The following is a 17298-nucleotide window of genomic DNA, read 5'->3' as shown; positions in this document are numbered from 1 at the left end:
GCTATGCGTGGCAACACAATCATCATGATCGTACTCGCCGGCGTGTTCGGCGTGCTTGCGGTGGTTCTCATCAACATCTGGCTGGCCAGCCAGCGCAGCGCCATGGCCGAAGCGAACGGTGTCCAGGCCGATACGGTCGTCGTCGCCGCAGTGGCTCTGAAATTCGGCGATACGCTAACCGCCGACAAATTGCGTGAAATCGCATGGCCGGCGGGCGCGGTCCCGGCAGGCGCCTTCAAGACGACCAAGGAGCTCATGACCGGCGACCCCAAGCAGGCGCTCCAGTCGATCGGCGCCAATGAACCTGTCCTCGCCACCAAAATTACCGGCCCCGGCCAGCGCGCCACGCTATCGGCGGTGCTCGGCGAAGGTTTGAAGGCCGTTTCCATCAGGGTCAACGACGTGCTCGGCGTTGCCGGATTTGTGTTCCCAGGCGACCGGGTCGACGTGCTGTTGACGCGCACCCTGCGCAATCCCGACGGCGCGGACCAGAGTTTTGTCGATGTGCTTTTGCAGAGCGTGAAGGTGCTCGCCGTCGACCAGGTCGCCGACGAAAGCAAGGACAGCCCGACCGTGGTCAAGGCGGTGACGGTCGAAGTCAGCACCAAGGATGCGCAGAAGCTCACGCTCGCGGCGGGTGCGGGGCAGCTGTCGCTGGCACTTCGCCAGGCCGCGGCCAGCAACGGCGAGACGACCGAGCGCGTTACTCTTTCCGACCTGACCGGGGAAATGCCGTCAGACGTCGCCAAAAGGCAAGCCGACCTGGACAAGCAGGCTGCAGCCGACGCTGCTGCCGCGGCCGACCGTCAGCGCGCGGACGACAAGCTCGCAGGGTTGGCCAAGGCAGTCGACCGAGTGGGCAACAAGCTGGACGATCTGAGCAAGCTCAAGCCGGCTCCGGCTGTGGCATCTGCGCCGCAGGTGAAAGAAGTTGTGAAGGAAGTGGTCAAATATGTGCAGCCGGAACCACCGGCGCGCGCGACAGTCGGTGTGTTTCGAGGTATAAAGCTCGAAACATATGATGTGCCACGACAACAGTAACACCGGCATACTAGGATATCTGGAGTCCGAATCAGCCGGCGAGGGGGTAGCGTAGATGCGCGTGTTCTGGGGACCACTGGCGGCCTTCGTTCTAGCCTGTGTCTGTTCGTTGCTGTCGTTGAGCCTCGCGGCTCACGCTGCAGACCGCTTCATCGATGTGTCGAACCCCAGCGTCCACAAGATCTTCCTGCCGATGTCGCAATCGGTAACGATCCAGGTGAATGCCAATCTGGGCGACATCGTCGTCGGCGACGAGAAGATCGCCGATGCCCAGCCGATGACCGACCGCACGCTCTATGTCATCGGCAAGGGCGCCGGCACCACCACGGTCAATCTCTTCTCCACGGACAAGCACTCGCTCGGCGTCATCCAGATCGAGGTCGGCGTCGACGTCAGCGACATGGCGCAGGCCATCCGTCAGGTGGCGCCAAAGTCGCGCATCGAAGTCGGCTCGGTCAACGGCAGGGTCAGGCTCGCCGGCCATGTCAAGGACGGCGCCACGCTGGCGGCAATCATGGAAGTTGCCCAGCAATATGGCCCCGATGCCATCATCAACTCCGTCATCGTAGACGACAGCCAACAGGTCAATCTGGAAGTGCGCGTGCTGGAAGCCAAGCGCAACGCCGGCCGCGATCTCGGCGTGTCGATCAAGAGCACCAACAGCAGAGGCACGACCCGTACCGGTACCGGTGTTGCCGCCGTCGACAAGGACAATATCGTGCTCGGGCCAGGCGATATGCTCAGCGGCCTCCTATCGAACTCCAATCCGTTCGGAGCCCTGATCACGCGCGTCATCGACAACAACCTCAAGATCGATCTGATCATCGAGGCGCTGGAGTCCAAGGGCGTGGTGCGCACGCTCGCGAATCCCAACCTCACCACGCTTTCAGGCGAGCCGGCCAGCTTCAACGCCGGCGGCGAAGTCCCAATCCGCAGCATCGGCACGGATGGCCTAGTCCAGATCGATTTCAAGCAATTCGGCGTCAACCTTACGTTCACGCCGATCGTGCTCGACGACGGTAAGATCCATATGAAGCTGGCGCCGGAGGTCAGCGACCTGACCGGCTTCACAACCGCCGGCGACCCGATCTTCACCAACCGCAAACTGTCGACCGTCGTTGAGTTGCGCGACGGCCAGAGCTTCGCCGTCGGCGGACTTCTGTCCAGCAAGACGACCAAGCTCCAGGACCAGGTGCCGTGGCTCGGCCAGGTGCCGGTTATCGGGACGCTGTTTCGCAATTCGAGCAACCAGAAGGAAGAAACCGAACTCGTGGTCATCGTCACGCCGCATCTCGTGCGGCCGGTGAAGCCCGGCGAGCAACTGGCGACGCCGTTCGACAAGACGCGGCCTGCCAACGACCCGGAATTCTTCGTGCTGGGCCAGCTCGAGGTGAACAAGGACATGATCCGAAAATATGAAACAGGCGACGGCGTCACCGGCCCCTATGGCCACATGCTCGACTTCAAATCGAAGGACAAGATGATCTATGTCAAGAAATAGCCTCTTGATCCTCACCCTGTGCGCCAGCGCGCTGTCAGGCTGCGCAGCGGACTATCTGAACAACTACGATTCGGTGACCTTGGCCGCCGGCGACACGCAGAAGTTCAATTCGCTGCTGCAGACGGTCGACACGCTCAACCCGGCTTCAAAGAACACGAAGATCGAAGGTGACGGCGCGCGCGCTGCTATTGTTGGCGAGAACTACAGACATCCGCCGGCGCCGCCGGCGCCGCCGCCCATCACGGTCAATATCGGCAACTCGGGTGTGAGCACGACGCAGTGAATTGAACAGAAGGATGCGGTTTGAGTGCGCCAGGTAATGCGAGGAAACCTGGCGTCAGGGGAGCGAAGAGTAAAGCCATGTTGCGAGTCATTCGCGCGTTCTGGCGGGATCAAAGGGGTATAGCCCTCGTTCTAGTGGCCGTCATGTTGCCGGCGATCGTCGGCTTTTCGGTGTTGGTGATCGACATGAGTCGAGCCAACAATCTGCAAAACGACCTGCAGAAGGCGGCCGATGCCTTTTCGTTGGCTGGGGCTGCGGAACTTGACGGCTTTCCCGGTTCATGGGCGCGGGCCGAGCGCGCCATGGCGACGCTGGTCAGCAATGAGAGCAATTTCTCGACTTCCGGCCGGTTCCCCCTGACCTCAGGGCAACCGGGCGGCACGACGCGATGCAACAGCTTTGGAAATATTTCCTGGTGCTTCCTCAAGGCAATCCCCCCTGCGGACGGCACCCGAATAACGACGGCGAACCAGGGCACTTATCTTGCAAATTCCGACCCTGTCGTTGGCGAAGATGAGACCCGATTCATACAGGTCAAGGTCACGCCCTTGGGCTTCGGCACACTATTCCCGGTGTCGTTCCTGCCCGGCGGCACCAACAATTCGATGACCATGGGGGCGGTGTCCACCTCCGGGTTTACATCGGGCGTCTGCGACTACACCCCCGTTTTCATGTGCAACCCCTATGAGGATACAGCCCAAACCGGTGGCGTCACGCTGGAACAGGCAGCGCAAACCAGGCAATACCGTCGCCGCCAAATCATGTTGCGCGGAGACGGGTCTTACTTCCCCGGCAACTTCGCCTTCCTGGCTTCGCCGTTTGGCAACGGCGCCAACGAGCTCGAAAAGATGCTCGCCGATTCCAAGCCGCAGAATTGCTATTCGCGCGACGGCGTCGACACGGAGCCGGGACAGAATTCCGGTCCGGTGCTAAATGGCATCAACTCGCGTTTCGGTATCGACTCGTCCAACTACTCGGACGGACCTGCGGCCAATGTGCGCAAGGGTGCCATAAACTGGAATGTATTTGTCAACAACAACAAGGTCGACTACCAAACAGACCCGACCAAAGGTATCGGGCTTGAGCGCGACTCATGCCAGATCGCCGGCAACTGCACGATGATGGGCGGCCGCATGGGCGCCGGCGACTGGAACTTCGCGCGCTACTGGGCTGCCAATCACCCCTTGCGGCCCGTGCCTGCGGCTCTATCCGGCACTGGCGCCAATCTCCCGACGCGGTATGAGGTCTATCGCTACGAACTTGACCCCGACGGGAACCCCGCCACCAATGACAGCATCGTCGGCGATGCCTCTGTCGGTGGCGAACAAGGCAACCCGCCTGCTGGGGCCGGCACCCCGATCTCAATTCCTGACCGCCGGTTGCTTTACGGCGCGATCCTGGACTGCAATGCGCTCCAAGCTTCTGGCATGAAATTTACCGGCCGCTTGACGGGCATTCCGGTCAGGAGATTTGCCAGTTTTTTCATTACAGAGCCGATCAAGGACGGGAAGAACATCTTCGTGGAACTGGTCGACATCACCGGCAAGGGCGGCAACGGTACGCTCGACAACTACCTGCGTGACGAAGCCCAGCTTTACCGGTGATGGCGATGATCAGCACCCTGCTCCGCTACCTCGACAGATTTCGACGCGACCATCGTGGCACCACGCTTGTCGAGACGGCGCTGATATTGCCGTTGATGGTGCCCCTGTCGGCGGGCGTGTTCGAATTCGGCAATCTGATCCACGACAAGCTGCTGATGGAGGCCGGGCTTACGGACGGCGCCCGTTTTGCAGCGCGCTGCAACAGCCAGATGTATACCGATGCCGGGCTGGCGGCGATCAACTGCGCCGACATCGCCACCAACATAGCGGTGTTCGGCAAATGGAACGCGAATCCAGCAACGGACATTCCGCGCGTCAAAGGCTGGCTGAAAGCGAATGTGACGGTGACGATTGCCGCCCCAGCTAGCTGCCATGACGCTGTCAATGGTGCGGGCGTTACGCAATACCACTCCGCCACCGCGCAGGTCTGCATCGTCAGGGTAGCGGGAACCTATCCCTATGCCGGCATCGGCATGTTGTCGCTGCTCCGCATCGGTCCGATCACTTTGAACGGTTTTCATGAGGAGCGGTTGATCCGGTTCTGAAGATGATCAGGCGCTTCGCAAAATCGGAGGACGGCACGGCGATGGTGGAAATGGCCATCGTTTCGACGCTGCTGTTTGCGCTGACGCTTGGCTTCGTCGATTTCGGCTACGCACTCTACCAATGGAACGCCGCGACCAAGGCCGTCCAGGTCGGTGCGCGGCTGGCATCCATCTCCGACCCGATTGCATCCAATCTGACGGCTGCCGCGCCGATCGCATCGCCGGGCGCGCCGGTTGCCGCCGGCGCGTATGGACCTTTCGTCTGCACTTACACCGGAACCACAGGCGCTTGCAGCAATGGCGGCACCTTCAACGCCACCAATTTCAGCCGCATATTCCGGGGAGACACGGCTGTCACCAACAACGACGTCTGTCCGACAATCACCGCAGCCCAGGCGCCCACCATGCGGCCCGGCATGTGCCACTACTTCCCCGGCCTGCGACGCACCAATGTTGTCATCACCTATGCTGCCACAGGCCTCGGCTACCAGACCCGGCTCGGCGGCCCGGTGCCGACAATCACCGTCAACCTGCAGAACATGACCTACCAGTTCTTCTTCCTGGGCGGACTGTACGGATTCGGAACCATGACAATGCCCTCCATGCTTAGCACGGTCACGGGCGAAGATTTGAGGGCCGCTTTCCCATGAATGCCATCAACACCAAGGTTACACCGACCAAGCGAAAGCAGGTGGCCCTGTTCTCGTCGGATCCGAACTTCAAGCGCGAGGTGGCGACGCGGCTCGAGGCGCTGGCAATCTACGATGTCAGGGTTTCCGAGACGGCCGAGTTCCTCAAGGGGCCGCCCGCCGACACGCGACCCGGCATCGTCATCCTCGACCTTGCCAATGGCGAGGTGCTCAGCCAGGCGGGCATCGTCGAGGCGCGGTCCAAATGGGCAACCGTGCCGCTGATCGCAGTTTCCGGCGAATTGACGTCGGAGCAGACGCGGGTGCTGGTGCGCATGAACGCGTCCGACTGGCTGCACAAGCCGCTCGATGCGAAAGAACTGCTCAACGCGGTGACCTTCCATGACACCGGCAACCAGGGAACGAAAAGCCGGATCATCACCTTCGTCAGTGCCAGCGGCGGTGCCGGTGGGACGACACTCGCTTTGTCGGCGGCCGAATTCCTGGCCTCGAAATCGGCCGAACGCGCGGCGTCCACCTGCCTGGTCGATCTCGATTTCCAGAGCGCCAATTGCGGCGCCTATCTCAACCTGTTCAACCAGTTCGATCTTGCCGGCATCATCGGCCAGCCGGAACGGCTCGATGTCGAACTGATGGACGTCATCAAGCTGTCGCGCCCGTCCGGCCTCACCATGTATGCCTTCGAAAGGCCGCAACTGCCTTTCGAGCCGCACGGCAGCGATTTCGTGTTCCGGCTGCTGGACCTCGTCGCCTACCGTTTCGACGACATCGTCATCGACCTGCCGAACATCGAGACGCCCTGGCACAACTCCGTGCTGTCGACGAGCGATGAGATCTTCATCGTCTTCGAACTCAATGTCGCCTCGCTGCGGCAAGGCAAGCGGCTCTACAAGAAAATCCGCGAGCTGCGCGGCAATGCGGTCAACATCACGCTGGTCGCCAACAAGCACAAGCGCAAATGGTTCGGCAACCACTTCTCGCGCAGCGAGCTCGAGAAGATCTTCAAGGCGCCGCATATCAAGTCGGTCCCGCTCGACAATGCGCTGCTGACCGACGCATTGAATCGTGCGATCCTGCCTTCCGAAGTCGATGGGCGGGCGCGCTTCAACAAGGACCTGAAGCGGATGTTCAAAGAGCGGCTCGATGACGCTGCACGCTAGCTACCGGATCGCCCAGAGGTTGGCCTGCGCCAGCCTGCTGGGCGTGGTGTTGGCGCTGCCAGTCCAGGACCTCGCCCAGGCGAGATCGAGCCTTTCGGATCGGCCGCCGCTGCCGGCAATGGGCCCCAGCCTGCGCAAGACGGTTGCTTTCGCAACCACCGAGCAGCCAGGAACGATCATCATCCGCAAGAACGAGAAGGCGCTTTACCTGGTGACCCGCCAGGGCCAGGCGCTTCGCTACCAGATCAGCGTCGGACGCGACGGGTTTGGCTGGACGGGCGTCGTCCAGGTAGGGGCCAAGACCGAATGGCCGGAGTGGCGCCCGCCGCAGGAAATGCGGGCCCGCCAGCCGGAGCTGCCAAAAATGGTGCCCGCCGGGCCCTACAATCCTCTTGGCGCAAGGGCGCTCTACCTGCTTCGTGACGGTCGCGACACACTCTACCGTATACACGGCACCAATGATCCGTCCGGTGTCGGGTTCGACGGGACATCGGGATGTTTTCGGCTTACAAACACCGATGTGATCGATCTTTTCAAGCGCGTCGCGGTTGGCGCGAAGGTGGTGGTCCAATGACGATGCTCAGCGAACCGGACATGCCGGCGATCGATATCGGACAACAGGAGCAGCGCGAACAGGTCGCTATCGAGAAACCGAGCAAGATAAAGACGATCGGCATTCTCATCGCCAGCGGCGGCTTGCTGCTCACCGTGGTCAACATGGCGGCTGCGATTTATCTCTATCGCGGCATGAGCGACTTGCGTTTTGTCGAAGCGCGGCTGGAGCAGCTCGGGGCGTTCGAGCAGCGGATCGCGGCACGGCTCGATACGGTCAACAACGGCTTCCAGAGCCGGTTCGAGAAACTGGACAGCCAACTGCAAGGCAGCTTCAACGAGATCAATAGCAACGTTGCCCAGCTGGCACTGACTAGGCCGATCGCCGGCGACGAGGCCACGCCGGGTGCGGTGGAGCCGCCGGAGATGACCACCAGCACGCTGGCGGAAGCGCCCGAAGCTCTCCAAGGCGAAAGCGCGAGCGAACCCAGTATCACGCCCAGGAAGAGGGCCGCGCCGGCGTCGCCCCCTCCCCCAAGCTCCAACTACCAGCGCATCCAGCAGCCTGATGGCAAGGTCTATTACAAGAGGATCAATTAGACCTCTTAGGGCATGGATTTTGGCATGGCACAGGTGGCGAATGCCGCCCGGTCCAACTCTTTGTCTGACGCGACTCCCCAAGGGAAAGCGCTACGCGCTTTTCCCGGGAAACCGTTTCACACTTTTCCTGGAATTGTCGTAGAGATCGCGGAATTGGTTAGAGATCGCGCCGCAAGGCCAGGATGCGGACGGTCCGGGCTTCGGACCGCGCCCGCGCTTCGGCGAGGAAGACGATGTGGCAGTACGCACAGGCCGCGGTGCCCAGAAGCAGCACAAGGCTGTTCTTCAAGGTGAAATCCATCGCCAGCGAGAATGGAAGACCGCCGGGCGAGGTGAACGCAGCGATCGTGCTCGCCGTTTCCGAGTGGCTGCCGACCGCGATCATTAGCCCGGCGAAGAGCAGGGCGACGTGGTTGGTGAGAAAGAAGAAAGCCGACCTTCGGGTCTGGCACGCCATCCAGCAGACGATCGATGCGGCGGCGAGGATGGCGGCGTCGACAGCCATCGAGCCACCCAGATAGACATCGACCTGCTGCCAAAGCATCGTCGACAAAGGGCGCAGTTCAAGCCATATCCACCACGCGGTGGGGCTGGCTGGATAGGCTCCCAGCAGGAAGGCTGCCATGCGTTCCCCAGCCAGGATCGCAAGAATGAGAAACGGGAAGGCAAAAAGCAGAAGCGGTTTGCGTTTCATGTTCCCTCGCCAATCTGCCCGTGACGATAGACCGCGAAGATTGCGCAAGCCTTAACGCCTTTCGCCGCCACGAAGCGCCGGCCCGCAGCGAGGGGCCGCCCGCTCTACGGGACGTTCAGGCTCGGGCGGAGCCGCCGAGGCGAAACAGGCGCCAGGGTTAGACGGCGGCAGTCGCGGGCCTGGGAATCGATCAAAGATTGAAGACGTGCGAAGCCGTCAGCCCGGCGAGGAGCACACCCGCAAGGAGAGCGATGATCGAGGCGAGGAACCAGCGCAGTGTGACCTGATAAACCGGCTCGTCATCGTCTCGTGGGAGCAACGACCGCCACAGCGCAACGAACTGAAGGACGATGGCCAGTGCCAGTAGCAGCGTCGCCAGGATCGAGGCAAACGTCCATCCGCCCTCGACTTCGAAATTCCAGTACCGCAGGAAAAGAAGCGAAAATCCGAGCAGCACGGTGATCGCGGAGATGACACCTTGTCGGTAGCCAGCGGGCAAGGGAACTCTGCGCTCAAAACCTGTTTCCTGCTGGCGATCGATCTGGCGATCGGGATAGTCGTCCGGGCGGTTGGGCTGGTCGGTCATGCGGTTCACAATATCGCCGGCGTCGGCATCGTCAAATGGTGACGATTTTCGAGGTATCGCTCGCCATAGAAGATGCGATCTGGCCGGGCGCATCGTCTCATTCCGGAAGCACTGAGGACCTCGATCGTTTTACACGATATCAAGGGCCGATCATATCGGAGTGTCGAACTGCAATGGTGTCGCGCCTGGCGCGTGCCTAGTGGGCGCCCGGTCCGGTCGCCGCATGCAGAAGCCCCAAAGCTGCAAGACATCGGCTTCGACCTCTAAGCTGACGTAAGGTCAGAAAGTCAATGACTCGAGTGCACCGCTCCAATAAACTGGTCCTTGATGGTCGGCAGGGAGTTAGCCACGCACCCTTAAGGGCCCCCGGGCGCGGTCGAAGCAAGGATGATACTCAGGGAGATCAGCTGTGAGTTCATACGATTCCGACAAGGTTGCCAAACTTCATCGGGAATTGCACAGCCATCTTCCGCCTGAACCGGCGCTTCGCCTGAGAGCACTGGAGACGGTTCTGGTCGAGAAAGGCTTTTTGGCGGCCGACGCCGTGGACATGTGGCTCGACGACTACTCGGAAAACGTAGGTCCGATGAATGGAGCAAAGGTCATCGCGCGGGCGTGGACTGATCCCAAGTTCGCCGAACGCCTGGCGAAACATGCGGCCGAGGCGTTTTCGGAAATCGTCCCAAGCGTCAGGAAGGATTACCCCCTTGTCGCAGTGTTCAACACGCCTGAGGTTCACAACGTTGTCGTCTGCACCTTGTGTTCCTGCTATCCAGTTGGAATCTTGGGAATGTCTCCATCTTGGTACAAGTCGACCGAGTACCGGGCGCGAGTGGTCCGCGATCCGCGTGGCGTTCTCGCCGAATTCGGAACCGACCTGCCGGACAAGGTTGAGGTCACGGTGTGGGACTCGACTTCAGACCGGCGGTATATGGTGGTCCCGGAGCGTCCAGAAGGGACAGACGGCTGGACCGAAGAGGACCTCGCCGGCCTCGTGACGCGCAATGCCATGATCGGGACGATGAGGGATCTGTCGCCAAAGCAGGAGGTGGGGTGATGGATACGGTACACGACCTCGGCGGCAGGCAAGGGTTCAGGCCGATCCCGAACGTCGCAGAAGATGACTCGCCTCTGTTTTCCGATGAATGGAAGGCGCGCACATGGGCGATCGCCATGATGTCGATGAAAAAGCTGACGACGGATCGCACGGGCTGGACGCTCGATTGGTATCGCCACGTCTTGGAAAGGCTTCCCCCAGACGCCTACCTCGGCCTCGACTATTTCGAGAAGTGGATTCTGGCCATGATGGTCACGTCTGTGGATGAAGGCGTCGCGGGCGTTCAGGAGTTCTTCGATGGCAGGGCCTCAAGTCGAACCTTCGAATACGAGTCGCCCAGGCCTGCGGTCGAGGTCCCGCCCACAGGGGCAAGGTTCAAAGCTGGCGACAAGGTTGTGGCACGGCGCGACATCGCCACAATGCACACGCGGCTGACGGGGTATGTCCGCGGCCGGCCCGGGGTTGTCGACAGCGTGAACGGACCACAGCCTTTGCCCGACGAGAAAGCTGTCGGCACGATACGGCGCGAGCAGACATACGTCGTGCGGTTTCGCATGTCGGATCTTTGGCCTGAAGCCGGCGACAGCGCAGACAGCCTGCTGATCGACATGTGGGACAGCTATCTTGAGCCGGCCTGAGATCGCCCGTCGCGCGCGGCGCCATCCCGATGGCGAACCTGTCTTCTTCGAGCAATGGCACGCTCAGGTCATTGCGTTGGTCGAACTGCTCATCGCCGACGGAAAGATCGAAGCCGCGGATTGGTCTCAGACCTTGGGCGCCGAGCTTGATCGACGGGCGACCGATACAGCCATGGACCCCGACGCGATCTATTACGGGGCCTTTCTCAGCGCTCTGGAGCAGATACTGGACAGGAGCCAGTTCGCCCTACGGGCCGAGGTGGACAGACGCCAACAGGATTGGCGAAACGCCTACCTGAATACACCGCATGGCAAGCCAGTGGCCCTGGGTCCGCAAGCAGATTCAATTTGACTGTAGGCAGCGGTGCGCGTTGCTGCCCACCCTCTACAACTCGGTCACCCCGTCGCCATCGTTACCGGCCCGGCACTTGAGCGATCCCGTTGCAATCGACCGTGCGGTCTGAACGCGCGGTGTAGCTGGCGTGGATCACCTGACCCATGTTCATGGAGATTTCACGCACCAGCTTTCGACGCACTGCGGTGGCGAACATAGCGGTCTCGGTGACGCCGATTGTAAATGCGTCTGGCCCGCCAATGACGCAACGCTCGAAATAGGATTCGAGGTTGGAGCGGTCGTACATCGCAAACCCGTCGGCCCCGCCAATGCGGGGCATTGCGATAGGCAGCCCGTTGATCGTCACGCCTTCCGCGAGAAGAACCTGCCGGATGGGATCAAGGAGTGCTCCGGCATTGTTGGGTCCGTCGCCGGATACGTCAACAACCCTGCGCGGGCTGCGCAATTCACTCTTCGCGAACTGATCAATCGCGGCCGACAGTGCGCCGGAAATCGACGTTCCCCGGCCTTCAGTCAACGGCAGCGCCGCCAGCCTGTCTGCCAAAGTCAGAACATCGTCGAGGCTTTCGACAATTGTCCACGGCACAATGACTGTTTGCTGACGTGGGCCGGCCCACTCCAGATAAAGCACTGCGATCCTGCCCCGCTCTCCCGACTTGATTGCCCTCGCGATGTCCGCGTGGCGGAAGGCATCGACGTAGCCGTCGCGTTGCACTCTTTGCTCAACCTTGCTCATCGATGGCGAGACGTCCACGGCAAGGATCAATTGCAGATCGACTTCAGTCAGGTCGTCTGCGCGACGGTCGGTCGAGTAAGCCTGTGACGCCATGGCGAAGAACAGACTGAGCAGGCAGAGGCCCGTGAGCCGTGGCACCGGTCTTGCTCCGGCAGATCGAGCAATCCGCACCAAGCAGTCCATGGCGAGCCTCCCGCTGACAATGCAATTGTCGCTCCGAGGCGTCTCTTTGGTCACGAACGGCTTCCGATCATTCGCCGAAATCTGCGCTCCCCGCCGGTCTGGATGGCGATGACTCTTCGCAGCGCGAACCGTGCTAAGATCGAAGAATTGGACTGCGGCTTCGTGCGTGAGGGAACCGGCTTGAATAGCTCGCCGCCCACGACGTTCGTACTCAACGGCATTACCGCCGATCTGAGCAGCGAGACCTTGCGCGACAAGTCCAACAGGACAATCGCACTTCGCCACCAGACCTTCGCGGTGCTTCGTCACCTTCTGGAGAACGCTGATCGGGTCATCACCAAGGACGACCTGATGAAGGCAGTCTGGAACGGCATAGCCGTGACCGACGACAGCCTGGTGCAATGCATTCACGAGATCCGTGCGGCGCTCAACGATAATCGGCAGGCCGTCGTGCAGACGGTGCCGAGGCGTGGATACAGGCTGGTCCTTCCCTCAAATGCCGGACCTAGAATGGCCACCATCCTGGCTGCCGAAGTGGCCGCTGGGCGCCGCTCGACAGGCAAGGATAAGCCGATCTCTGCTGCAACTTTCCGGGCATACAGCCAGATCATCGATCGGCTGCTGGTTGAACATGCGGATGGTGTGTTCTGGAGCGCCGAAGAGAGCGTGGTCGCCGAGTTTGCCGGCCCTGTCGAGGCGATGCGGTGTGCGGGCGAGATCCAGCACGACGTCGATAAGCGGAACTGCGAAGTTCCCGAGGCAAAGCGCCTGCGTTTCCGCATCGGCGTTCACCTGGGTTACGTCGTCGCGGAGGGTGACCACCTCGCGGGCGAGGCCGTCGATGTCGCCGCTCATCTGCAAACATTGTCACGACCGGGCGGGATTTGCGTCACGGAAGCGGTCCACGCCCAGGCTCAAGACCGGCTCTCGCTGGAGTTCGTCGATCTCGGCGAGCACAAGCTGAAGAACGTCGCACGCGCCTTGCGCATCTATCGCGTCCCCCTTGCTTCTGAGGAACCGGCCAGGTCGCCATTTCGCGGTCTCGATGCCTTCGAATTCGAAGATGCCGATCTCTTCTTCGGCCGAGCGCGGGCGATTGCTGCCTGCACTGCAAGACTGGAGCACCAGGCAGCAAGCGGCACGGCATTCCTGCTCATCTACGGAATGAGTGGTTGCGGCAAGTCTTCCCTCCTCCGCGCTGGCCTGCTGCCGTCATTGACCAGGCCTGGAGCCGTGGCAGGCATAACCTTGTGGCGCCGCTGCCTGATCCGCCTCTCCGAAGGACCGGATGCATTCGCTGGGCTGGCTGCGGCACTGCTTGGCGAAGCTGCTGTGCCGGAGCTGGCCTGCGAAGTAACAGCCGCGGAGTTTGCTCGTCTCTGCAGGAGCACGCCGGATCGGGCACTGGCGATGGTCCGACAGGCACTTCGCAAGGCCGCCGGGCCGGCCCGCTCGCAGATCAGATTGCTTGTCGCCATCGATCAGCTGGAGGAGTTGTTCACGACGGAGAGGCAGCCGGCGACGCGCGAGGCCCTTGTGCGGTTCATGGCGGTGCTGGCCGCGAGCGGACTGGTCTGGGTGATAGCGGCGATCCGTTCCGACTTCTTTCACCGCTGTGGTGAGGTCCAAGGTTTCTCGGCCCTCAAGGATGGCCTCGCCAGCTACGAACTCCTGCCGCCGACTGGCGCAGAAATCGCGCAGATCATCCGCGAACCGGCGGGCGTTGCCGGGCTCCGCTTCGAGGAGAGTGCCGAGTTGGGGCGGCTGGATGATGTGCTGCAGGAGGCAGCAGCTGCCGATCCCGGATCATTGCCGCTTCTCGAGTTTGTGCTCGACGCGTTGTACGAAGCCGGCCGCGAGCGCCGAGTTCTCACCTTTGCGCATTATCGCGCGCTCGGCGGGCTCGAAGGCGCAATCGCGCGCCGCGCCGATGAAGTCGTAGACTTGCTGGCGCCCGAGATCCAGGAGGCCTTACCCGCGGTGCTGCGCGCGCTCACCACGGCAAGTCCGGGCGATGAAACGGTCACGGCACGTCCGGCCCTGTTCACAGAAGTTGCAGGAACTCCGGCGCGATCGGCCCTCGTCAGGGCCTTGATCGACGCACGGCTCCTCGTCAGCGATGAGGACGCCGGAGGACATGTCTTCGTCCGCGTTGCACATGAAGCACTGTTGAGCCGTTGGCCGCGCGCCGGTGACATTGTGAATGCAAACCGGAACTTCCTCGAGACGCGCGAACGCCTCAGGGCCGACGCCCATCGATGGCACCAGGAGAGCAGGAATAGAGAGCTTCTCCTTCCGTCCGGCAAACGTCTCGCGGAGGGCGAAGAGCTGTTGCTGTCAAGACGGGAGGAGGTCGACGATGACGTACTTGAATACATCGAGGCGTCCTTGCGTGCCCATCAGCAGAAAGAGGAGAAGGACCGCCAGGCAGAGCTAGCGCTGATCGAGGCCGCCGAAGAGGCAAAACGCGAGCGCCTGGAGCGCGAGGCCGAGCGCCGGAGCCTCGCGGCTGCCGCAGCAAACCGGCTTGCCCGCCGTACGCGCAATGCCGCGATTGTGGCGATAATGCTCGCTCTCGTGGCGGGCGCAGGCGCACTGGTCGCCTTCAGGGCGCGGGAGGAAGCAAGGTCCCAACGCGACCTGGCGCTGCGCAACCAGTCTCTTTCGCTCTCGTTTCTTTCGGAGCAGTCCACGGCGACAGGCAACACCGAGGCTGCGATCCTGTTGGCGCTCGAAGCACTGTCCTCGAAAGACCAGTCCGAGCGGCCATATCTCTTTGAAGCGGAGGCAGCTCTCTACAAGGCTCTGCTGGCGCACCACCAGATCAAAATCTTCCGGCATGCCGCCGGCGTTGCGGATGCGGCATTCAATCCGACCGGCGATCACATCGTCACCGCATCCTACGACAATACTGCAGGCGTCTGGGACATCTCCAGCGGTGCCGAAACTGCAGTTCTAAAAGGTCATGAAGGGGCCGTGGAGAGGGCCGAATTCAGCCCGGACGGGCGCCATATCCTGACGGCCGCGAGGGACGGCACTGCACGCCTCTGGAACGCCACTTCGGGAGAACAGCTGTTCATCCTGCAGCCGGTAGGTAATTATCCAACGGCAATCTTCAGCCCGAATGGCAACCAGGTCCTGACGGCGGGGGAGAACAGCGATGCAACGCTCTGGGACGCTCGGACCGGAAAGAAAGTCCTGAGTGTAAGCAGCGACGGATATGCTCGGGCTGAGTTCAGTCCGGACGGCCGCAGCTTCGTGACGGCACGCAAGCACCTTGTTTCGATCTGGAATACCGCAAATGGCGCACTGACGTGGTCAATCCAAGTGAACTCCTGGCCCTGCTGCCTGGCGTTCAGCCCGGACGGAAGCCGGATGCTGGTCGGCGCGTGGGGCCCGCTTTCACACGGCGGCTTTTCCCGCCTTTTCGATTTGTCGAAAGGAACAGAGATCGCAAAGTTGGCCGGCAACAAGAGCGACACGCAATTGGACGGGGTGATTTTCAGTCACGGGGGTCAGCGAATCGCCACGGTATCACTCGAAGGCGCTGCCCGGATTTGGGATGGAGCGTCAGGAACGCTGCATGACCTGCTCGGCCAGGAGGTTTCGGGTTTGAAGCTGGCGGATATCGGTACGGATGAACGCGATAAGGAGATGAACGGTGCTTTCACCCCGGACGACCGCTTCCTGGCGACCGCTTCGGTCAATGGGCCGATCCGCATCTGGGACGTCGAACGCGCCTCGTTGGTCACGACGATTGCCGGTCATGAATCGTTGGTCGAGCATCTGGAATTCAGCCCGGTCGACAGCAACATTCTTCTCACCGCTTCACACGATGGCACCGCTCGGCTGTGGGATGTCAACGGCGCCCTGACGACCACGCTCTCTCATGAATATCGGCCGACTTTCGCGGTCTTCAGTCCCGACAATGCCCACCTGCTGACCGGTGGGGGCGACAGCGCCGCGCATCTGTGGGATATTGTGAGCGGGCGCGAGATCATCCGGCTCGATACACATGAGATCGTTCAACACGCGACGTTCAGTCCCGATGGAAGGCGCGTCGCGACGGCATCTCTTGAGGGCCAGGTCCGAATTTGGGATGTGGCAGGGGGAAACGAGACCGCCCAGTTCCTATCACATGGCGGACTGATCCAGATCCAGTTTGGTCGCGATGGCAAATCGCTTGTTTCCGCATCGATCAACGGTACTGCGCAGCTATGGGACGCGGCGACCGGCACCGAGCTGGCCGTCGTCGACACAAGCAGCAATCTGCCGCAGGCCGTTCTCAGCCCCGACGGACGTCTGATCCTCGCGGCCAGGGAAGACAATGCGGGCCACCTCCTGAAGGCGGGCGGGGCTGAGCTTAAGGCTCTTGTGGGGCATCATGATCGCATAACGGCAGCGGCCTTCAACCCGGACGGTCAACTGGTCGCCACGGGCTCACTCGACCACACTGCCCGAATTTGGTCGACCACGGACGGAGCAAACATTGTAACGCTAGAGGGACATACCGGCGAGGTGACGGTGGTGTCCTTCAGCCCCGACGGTCAGTCGCTGCTGACGGCCTCACGCGATGGAACCATCCGGATCTGGAGCGTCGCTGGCGGACTGGAAAGGGCCGTTCTTAGGGGCCACAGCGGCGGGGTGGACAGCGCCCAGTTCAGTCCCAGTGGTTTGTACGTCGTGACCGCGTCGTCCGAAGATCGCACGGTCCGGCTATGGGCGACACAATCGGGGCGCCAGATTGCCGTCCTTGCCGGCCAGGACGAAGCGACCGTTCGACCGGGCCTTACACGCGCAGCTTTCAGTTCCGACGGCACCCAGGTCGCAATTGTTTCCGGCGAGGAAAGGGTCCGCATCGTTCGCGTCTTCCAGACACCCAAGGACCTCATTGACTTCGCCCGGCGCATCGTGCCTCGCGAACTCTCCCCTTGCGAGCGCCGAAGCTTCTTCCTTCCTGAAGACCCTGCAACTGGTACTTGTCCGGACTGATGTCGGCAACGGGTCAGATTTTACCGCCTGAGCCGGCTGCTGGAACGGGCAACTTAGCGCCGCATCTCGACTGTAGAGGCCAGCTTTGCCGTTTCCTGAAAGCTTACGTCGCAGGCGACTA

16 protein-coding genes are annotated in these 17298 nt (G+C 61.6%); 13 read left to right on the top strand and 3 right to left on the bottom strand.

Annotated elements, in window-relative coordinates; all coding sequences use genetic code 11:
• The first annotated feature begins 3 nt into the window (after positions 1-3).
• From cpaB to AC07FD_RS26180, 9 genes are all read left to right on the top strand, one after another.
• Positions 4-1041, top strand: coding sequence for a Flp pilus assembly protein CpaB (gene cpaB, locus AC07FD_RS26220; RefSeq protein WP_478352197.1), 1038 nt, complete (start codon positions 4-6; stop codon positions 1039-1041).
• Positions 1042-1096: 55 nt separating this feature from the next.
• The gene (locus AC07FD_RS26215) at positions 1097-2542 is read left to right on the top strand and encodes a type II and III secretion system protein family protein (protein ID WP_478352196.1); all 1446 of its coding nucleotides are present in this window, start codon (positions 1097-1099) and stop codon (positions 2540-2542) included.
• 4 nt (positions 2543-2546) lie between these two features.
• Complete coding sequence (locus AC07FD_RS26210) at positions 2547-2825, top strand: hypothetical protein (protein ID WP_478352195.1); 279 nt, start codon at positions 2547-2549, stop codon at positions 2823-2825.
• A gap of 77 nt (positions 2826-2902) precedes the next feature.
• Positions 2903-4429, top strand: coding sequence for a TadE/TadG family type IV pilus assembly protein (locus AC07FD_RS26205; RefSeq protein WP_478352194.1), 1527 nt, complete (start codon positions 2903-2905; stop codon positions 4427-4429).
• A gap of 5 nt (positions 4430-4434) precedes the next feature.
• Positions 4435-4974 (top strand): TadE/TadG family type IV pilus assembly protein, encoded by a 540-nt coding sequence (locus AC07FD_RS26200; protein ID WP_478352193.1) that lies wholly within the window; start codon positions 4435-4437, stop codon positions 4972-4974.
• A 2-nt stretch (positions 4975-4976) separates the two neighbouring features.
• Entirely contained in the window at positions 4977-5624 is a 648-nt protein-coding gene (locus tag AC07FD_RS26195; protein ID WP_478352192.1) for a TadE/TadG family type IV pilus assembly protein, read from the top strand.
• Complete coding sequence (locus AC07FD_RS26190) at positions 5621-6784, top strand: CpaE/TadZ family protein (protein ID WP_478352191.1); 1164 nt, start codon at positions 5621-5623, stop codon at positions 6782-6784. The genes AC07FD_RS26195 and AC07FD_RS26190 overlap by 4 nt, the downstream gene beginning before the upstream one ends.
• Positions 6768-7358 carry a L,D-transpeptidase gene (locus AC07FD_RS26185; RefSeq protein WP_478352190.1) on the top strand — a complete coding sequence of 197 codons (591 nt, stop codon included), beginning with the start codon at positions 6768-6770 and terminating at the stop codon, positions 7356-7358. The genes AC07FD_RS26190 and AC07FD_RS26185 overlap by 17 nt, the downstream gene beginning before the upstream one ends.
• A 20-nt stretch (positions 7359-7378) precedes the next feature.
• A complete protein-coding gene (locus AC07FD_RS26180) occupies positions 7379-7936 on the top strand; it encodes a hypothetical protein (protein ID WP_478352189.1) in 558 nt (185 codons plus the stop codon).
• Positions 7937-8093: 157 nt separating this feature from the next.
• Here the strand turns inward: AC07FD_RS26180 and AC07FD_RS26175 are convergent, their stop codons facing one another.
• Together AC07FD_RS26175 and AC07FD_RS26170 are read right to left on the bottom strand one after the other, a co-directional pair.
• A complete protein-coding gene (locus tag AC07FD_RS26175) occupies positions 8094-8630 on the bottom strand; it encodes a hypothetical protein (protein WP_478352188.1) in 537 nt (178 codons plus the stop codon).
• A gap of 190 nt (positions 8631-8820) precedes the next feature.
• Positions 8821-9216, bottom strand: coding sequence for a hypothetical protein (locus tag AC07FD_RS26170; RefSeq protein ID WP_477424134.1), 396 nt, complete (start codon positions 9214-9216; stop codon positions 8821-8823).
• A 409-nt stretch (positions 9217-9625) separates the two neighbouring features.
• Here AC07FD_RS26170 and nthA point away from each other — a divergent pair, with 409 nt between their 5' ends.
• From nthA to AC07FD_RS26155, 3 genes are read left to right on the top strand one after another with little or no spacing between them, the layout of a single operon-like run.
• Entirely contained in the window at positions 9626-10273 is a 648-nt protein-coding gene (gene nthA / locus AC07FD_RS26165; RefSeq protein WP_478352187.1) for a nitrile hydratase subunit alpha, read from the top strand.
• Positions 10273-10911: an SH3-like domain-containing protein gene (locus tag AC07FD_RS26160; protein ID WP_478352186.1), complete on the top strand. Its 639-nt coding sequence runs from the start codon at positions 10273-10275 to the stop codon at positions 10909-10911. The genes nthA and AC07FD_RS26160 overlap by 1 nt, the downstream gene beginning before the upstream one ends.
• Positions 10898-11263, top strand: a complete 366-nt coding sequence (locus tag AC07FD_RS26155) for a hypothetical protein (protein WP_478352185.1) — start codon at positions 10898-10900, stop codon at positions 11261-11263. Before AC07FD_RS26160 ends, AC07FD_RS26155 begins: the two co-directional genes overlap by 14 nt.
• Before the next feature lie 61 nt (positions 11264-11324).
• On the opposite strand, the gene AC07FD_RS26150 is transcribed toward AC07FD_RS26155, so the two are convergent.
• Entirely contained in the window at positions 11325-12185 is an 861-nt protein-coding gene (locus AC07FD_RS26150) for a DUF1194 domain-containing protein (RefSeq protein WP_478352184.1), read from the bottom strand.
• Between the two features lie 102 nt (positions 12186-12287).
• Here AC07FD_RS26150 and AC07FD_RS26145 point away from each other — a divergent pair, with 102 nt between their 5' ends.
• Positions 12288-17177, top strand: a complete 4890-nt coding sequence (locus AC07FD_RS26145) for an nSTAND1 domain-containing NTPase (protein ID WP_478352183.1) — start codon at positions 12288-12290, stop codon at positions 17175-17177.
• Positions 17178-17298: the final 121 nt, after the last annotated feature.

This window comes from Mesorhizobium waitakense, from assembly GCF_056431085.1.
Note: the sequence above shows the minus strand (reverse complement) of the source record. Positions and strands in the feature narration are given on the sequence as shown.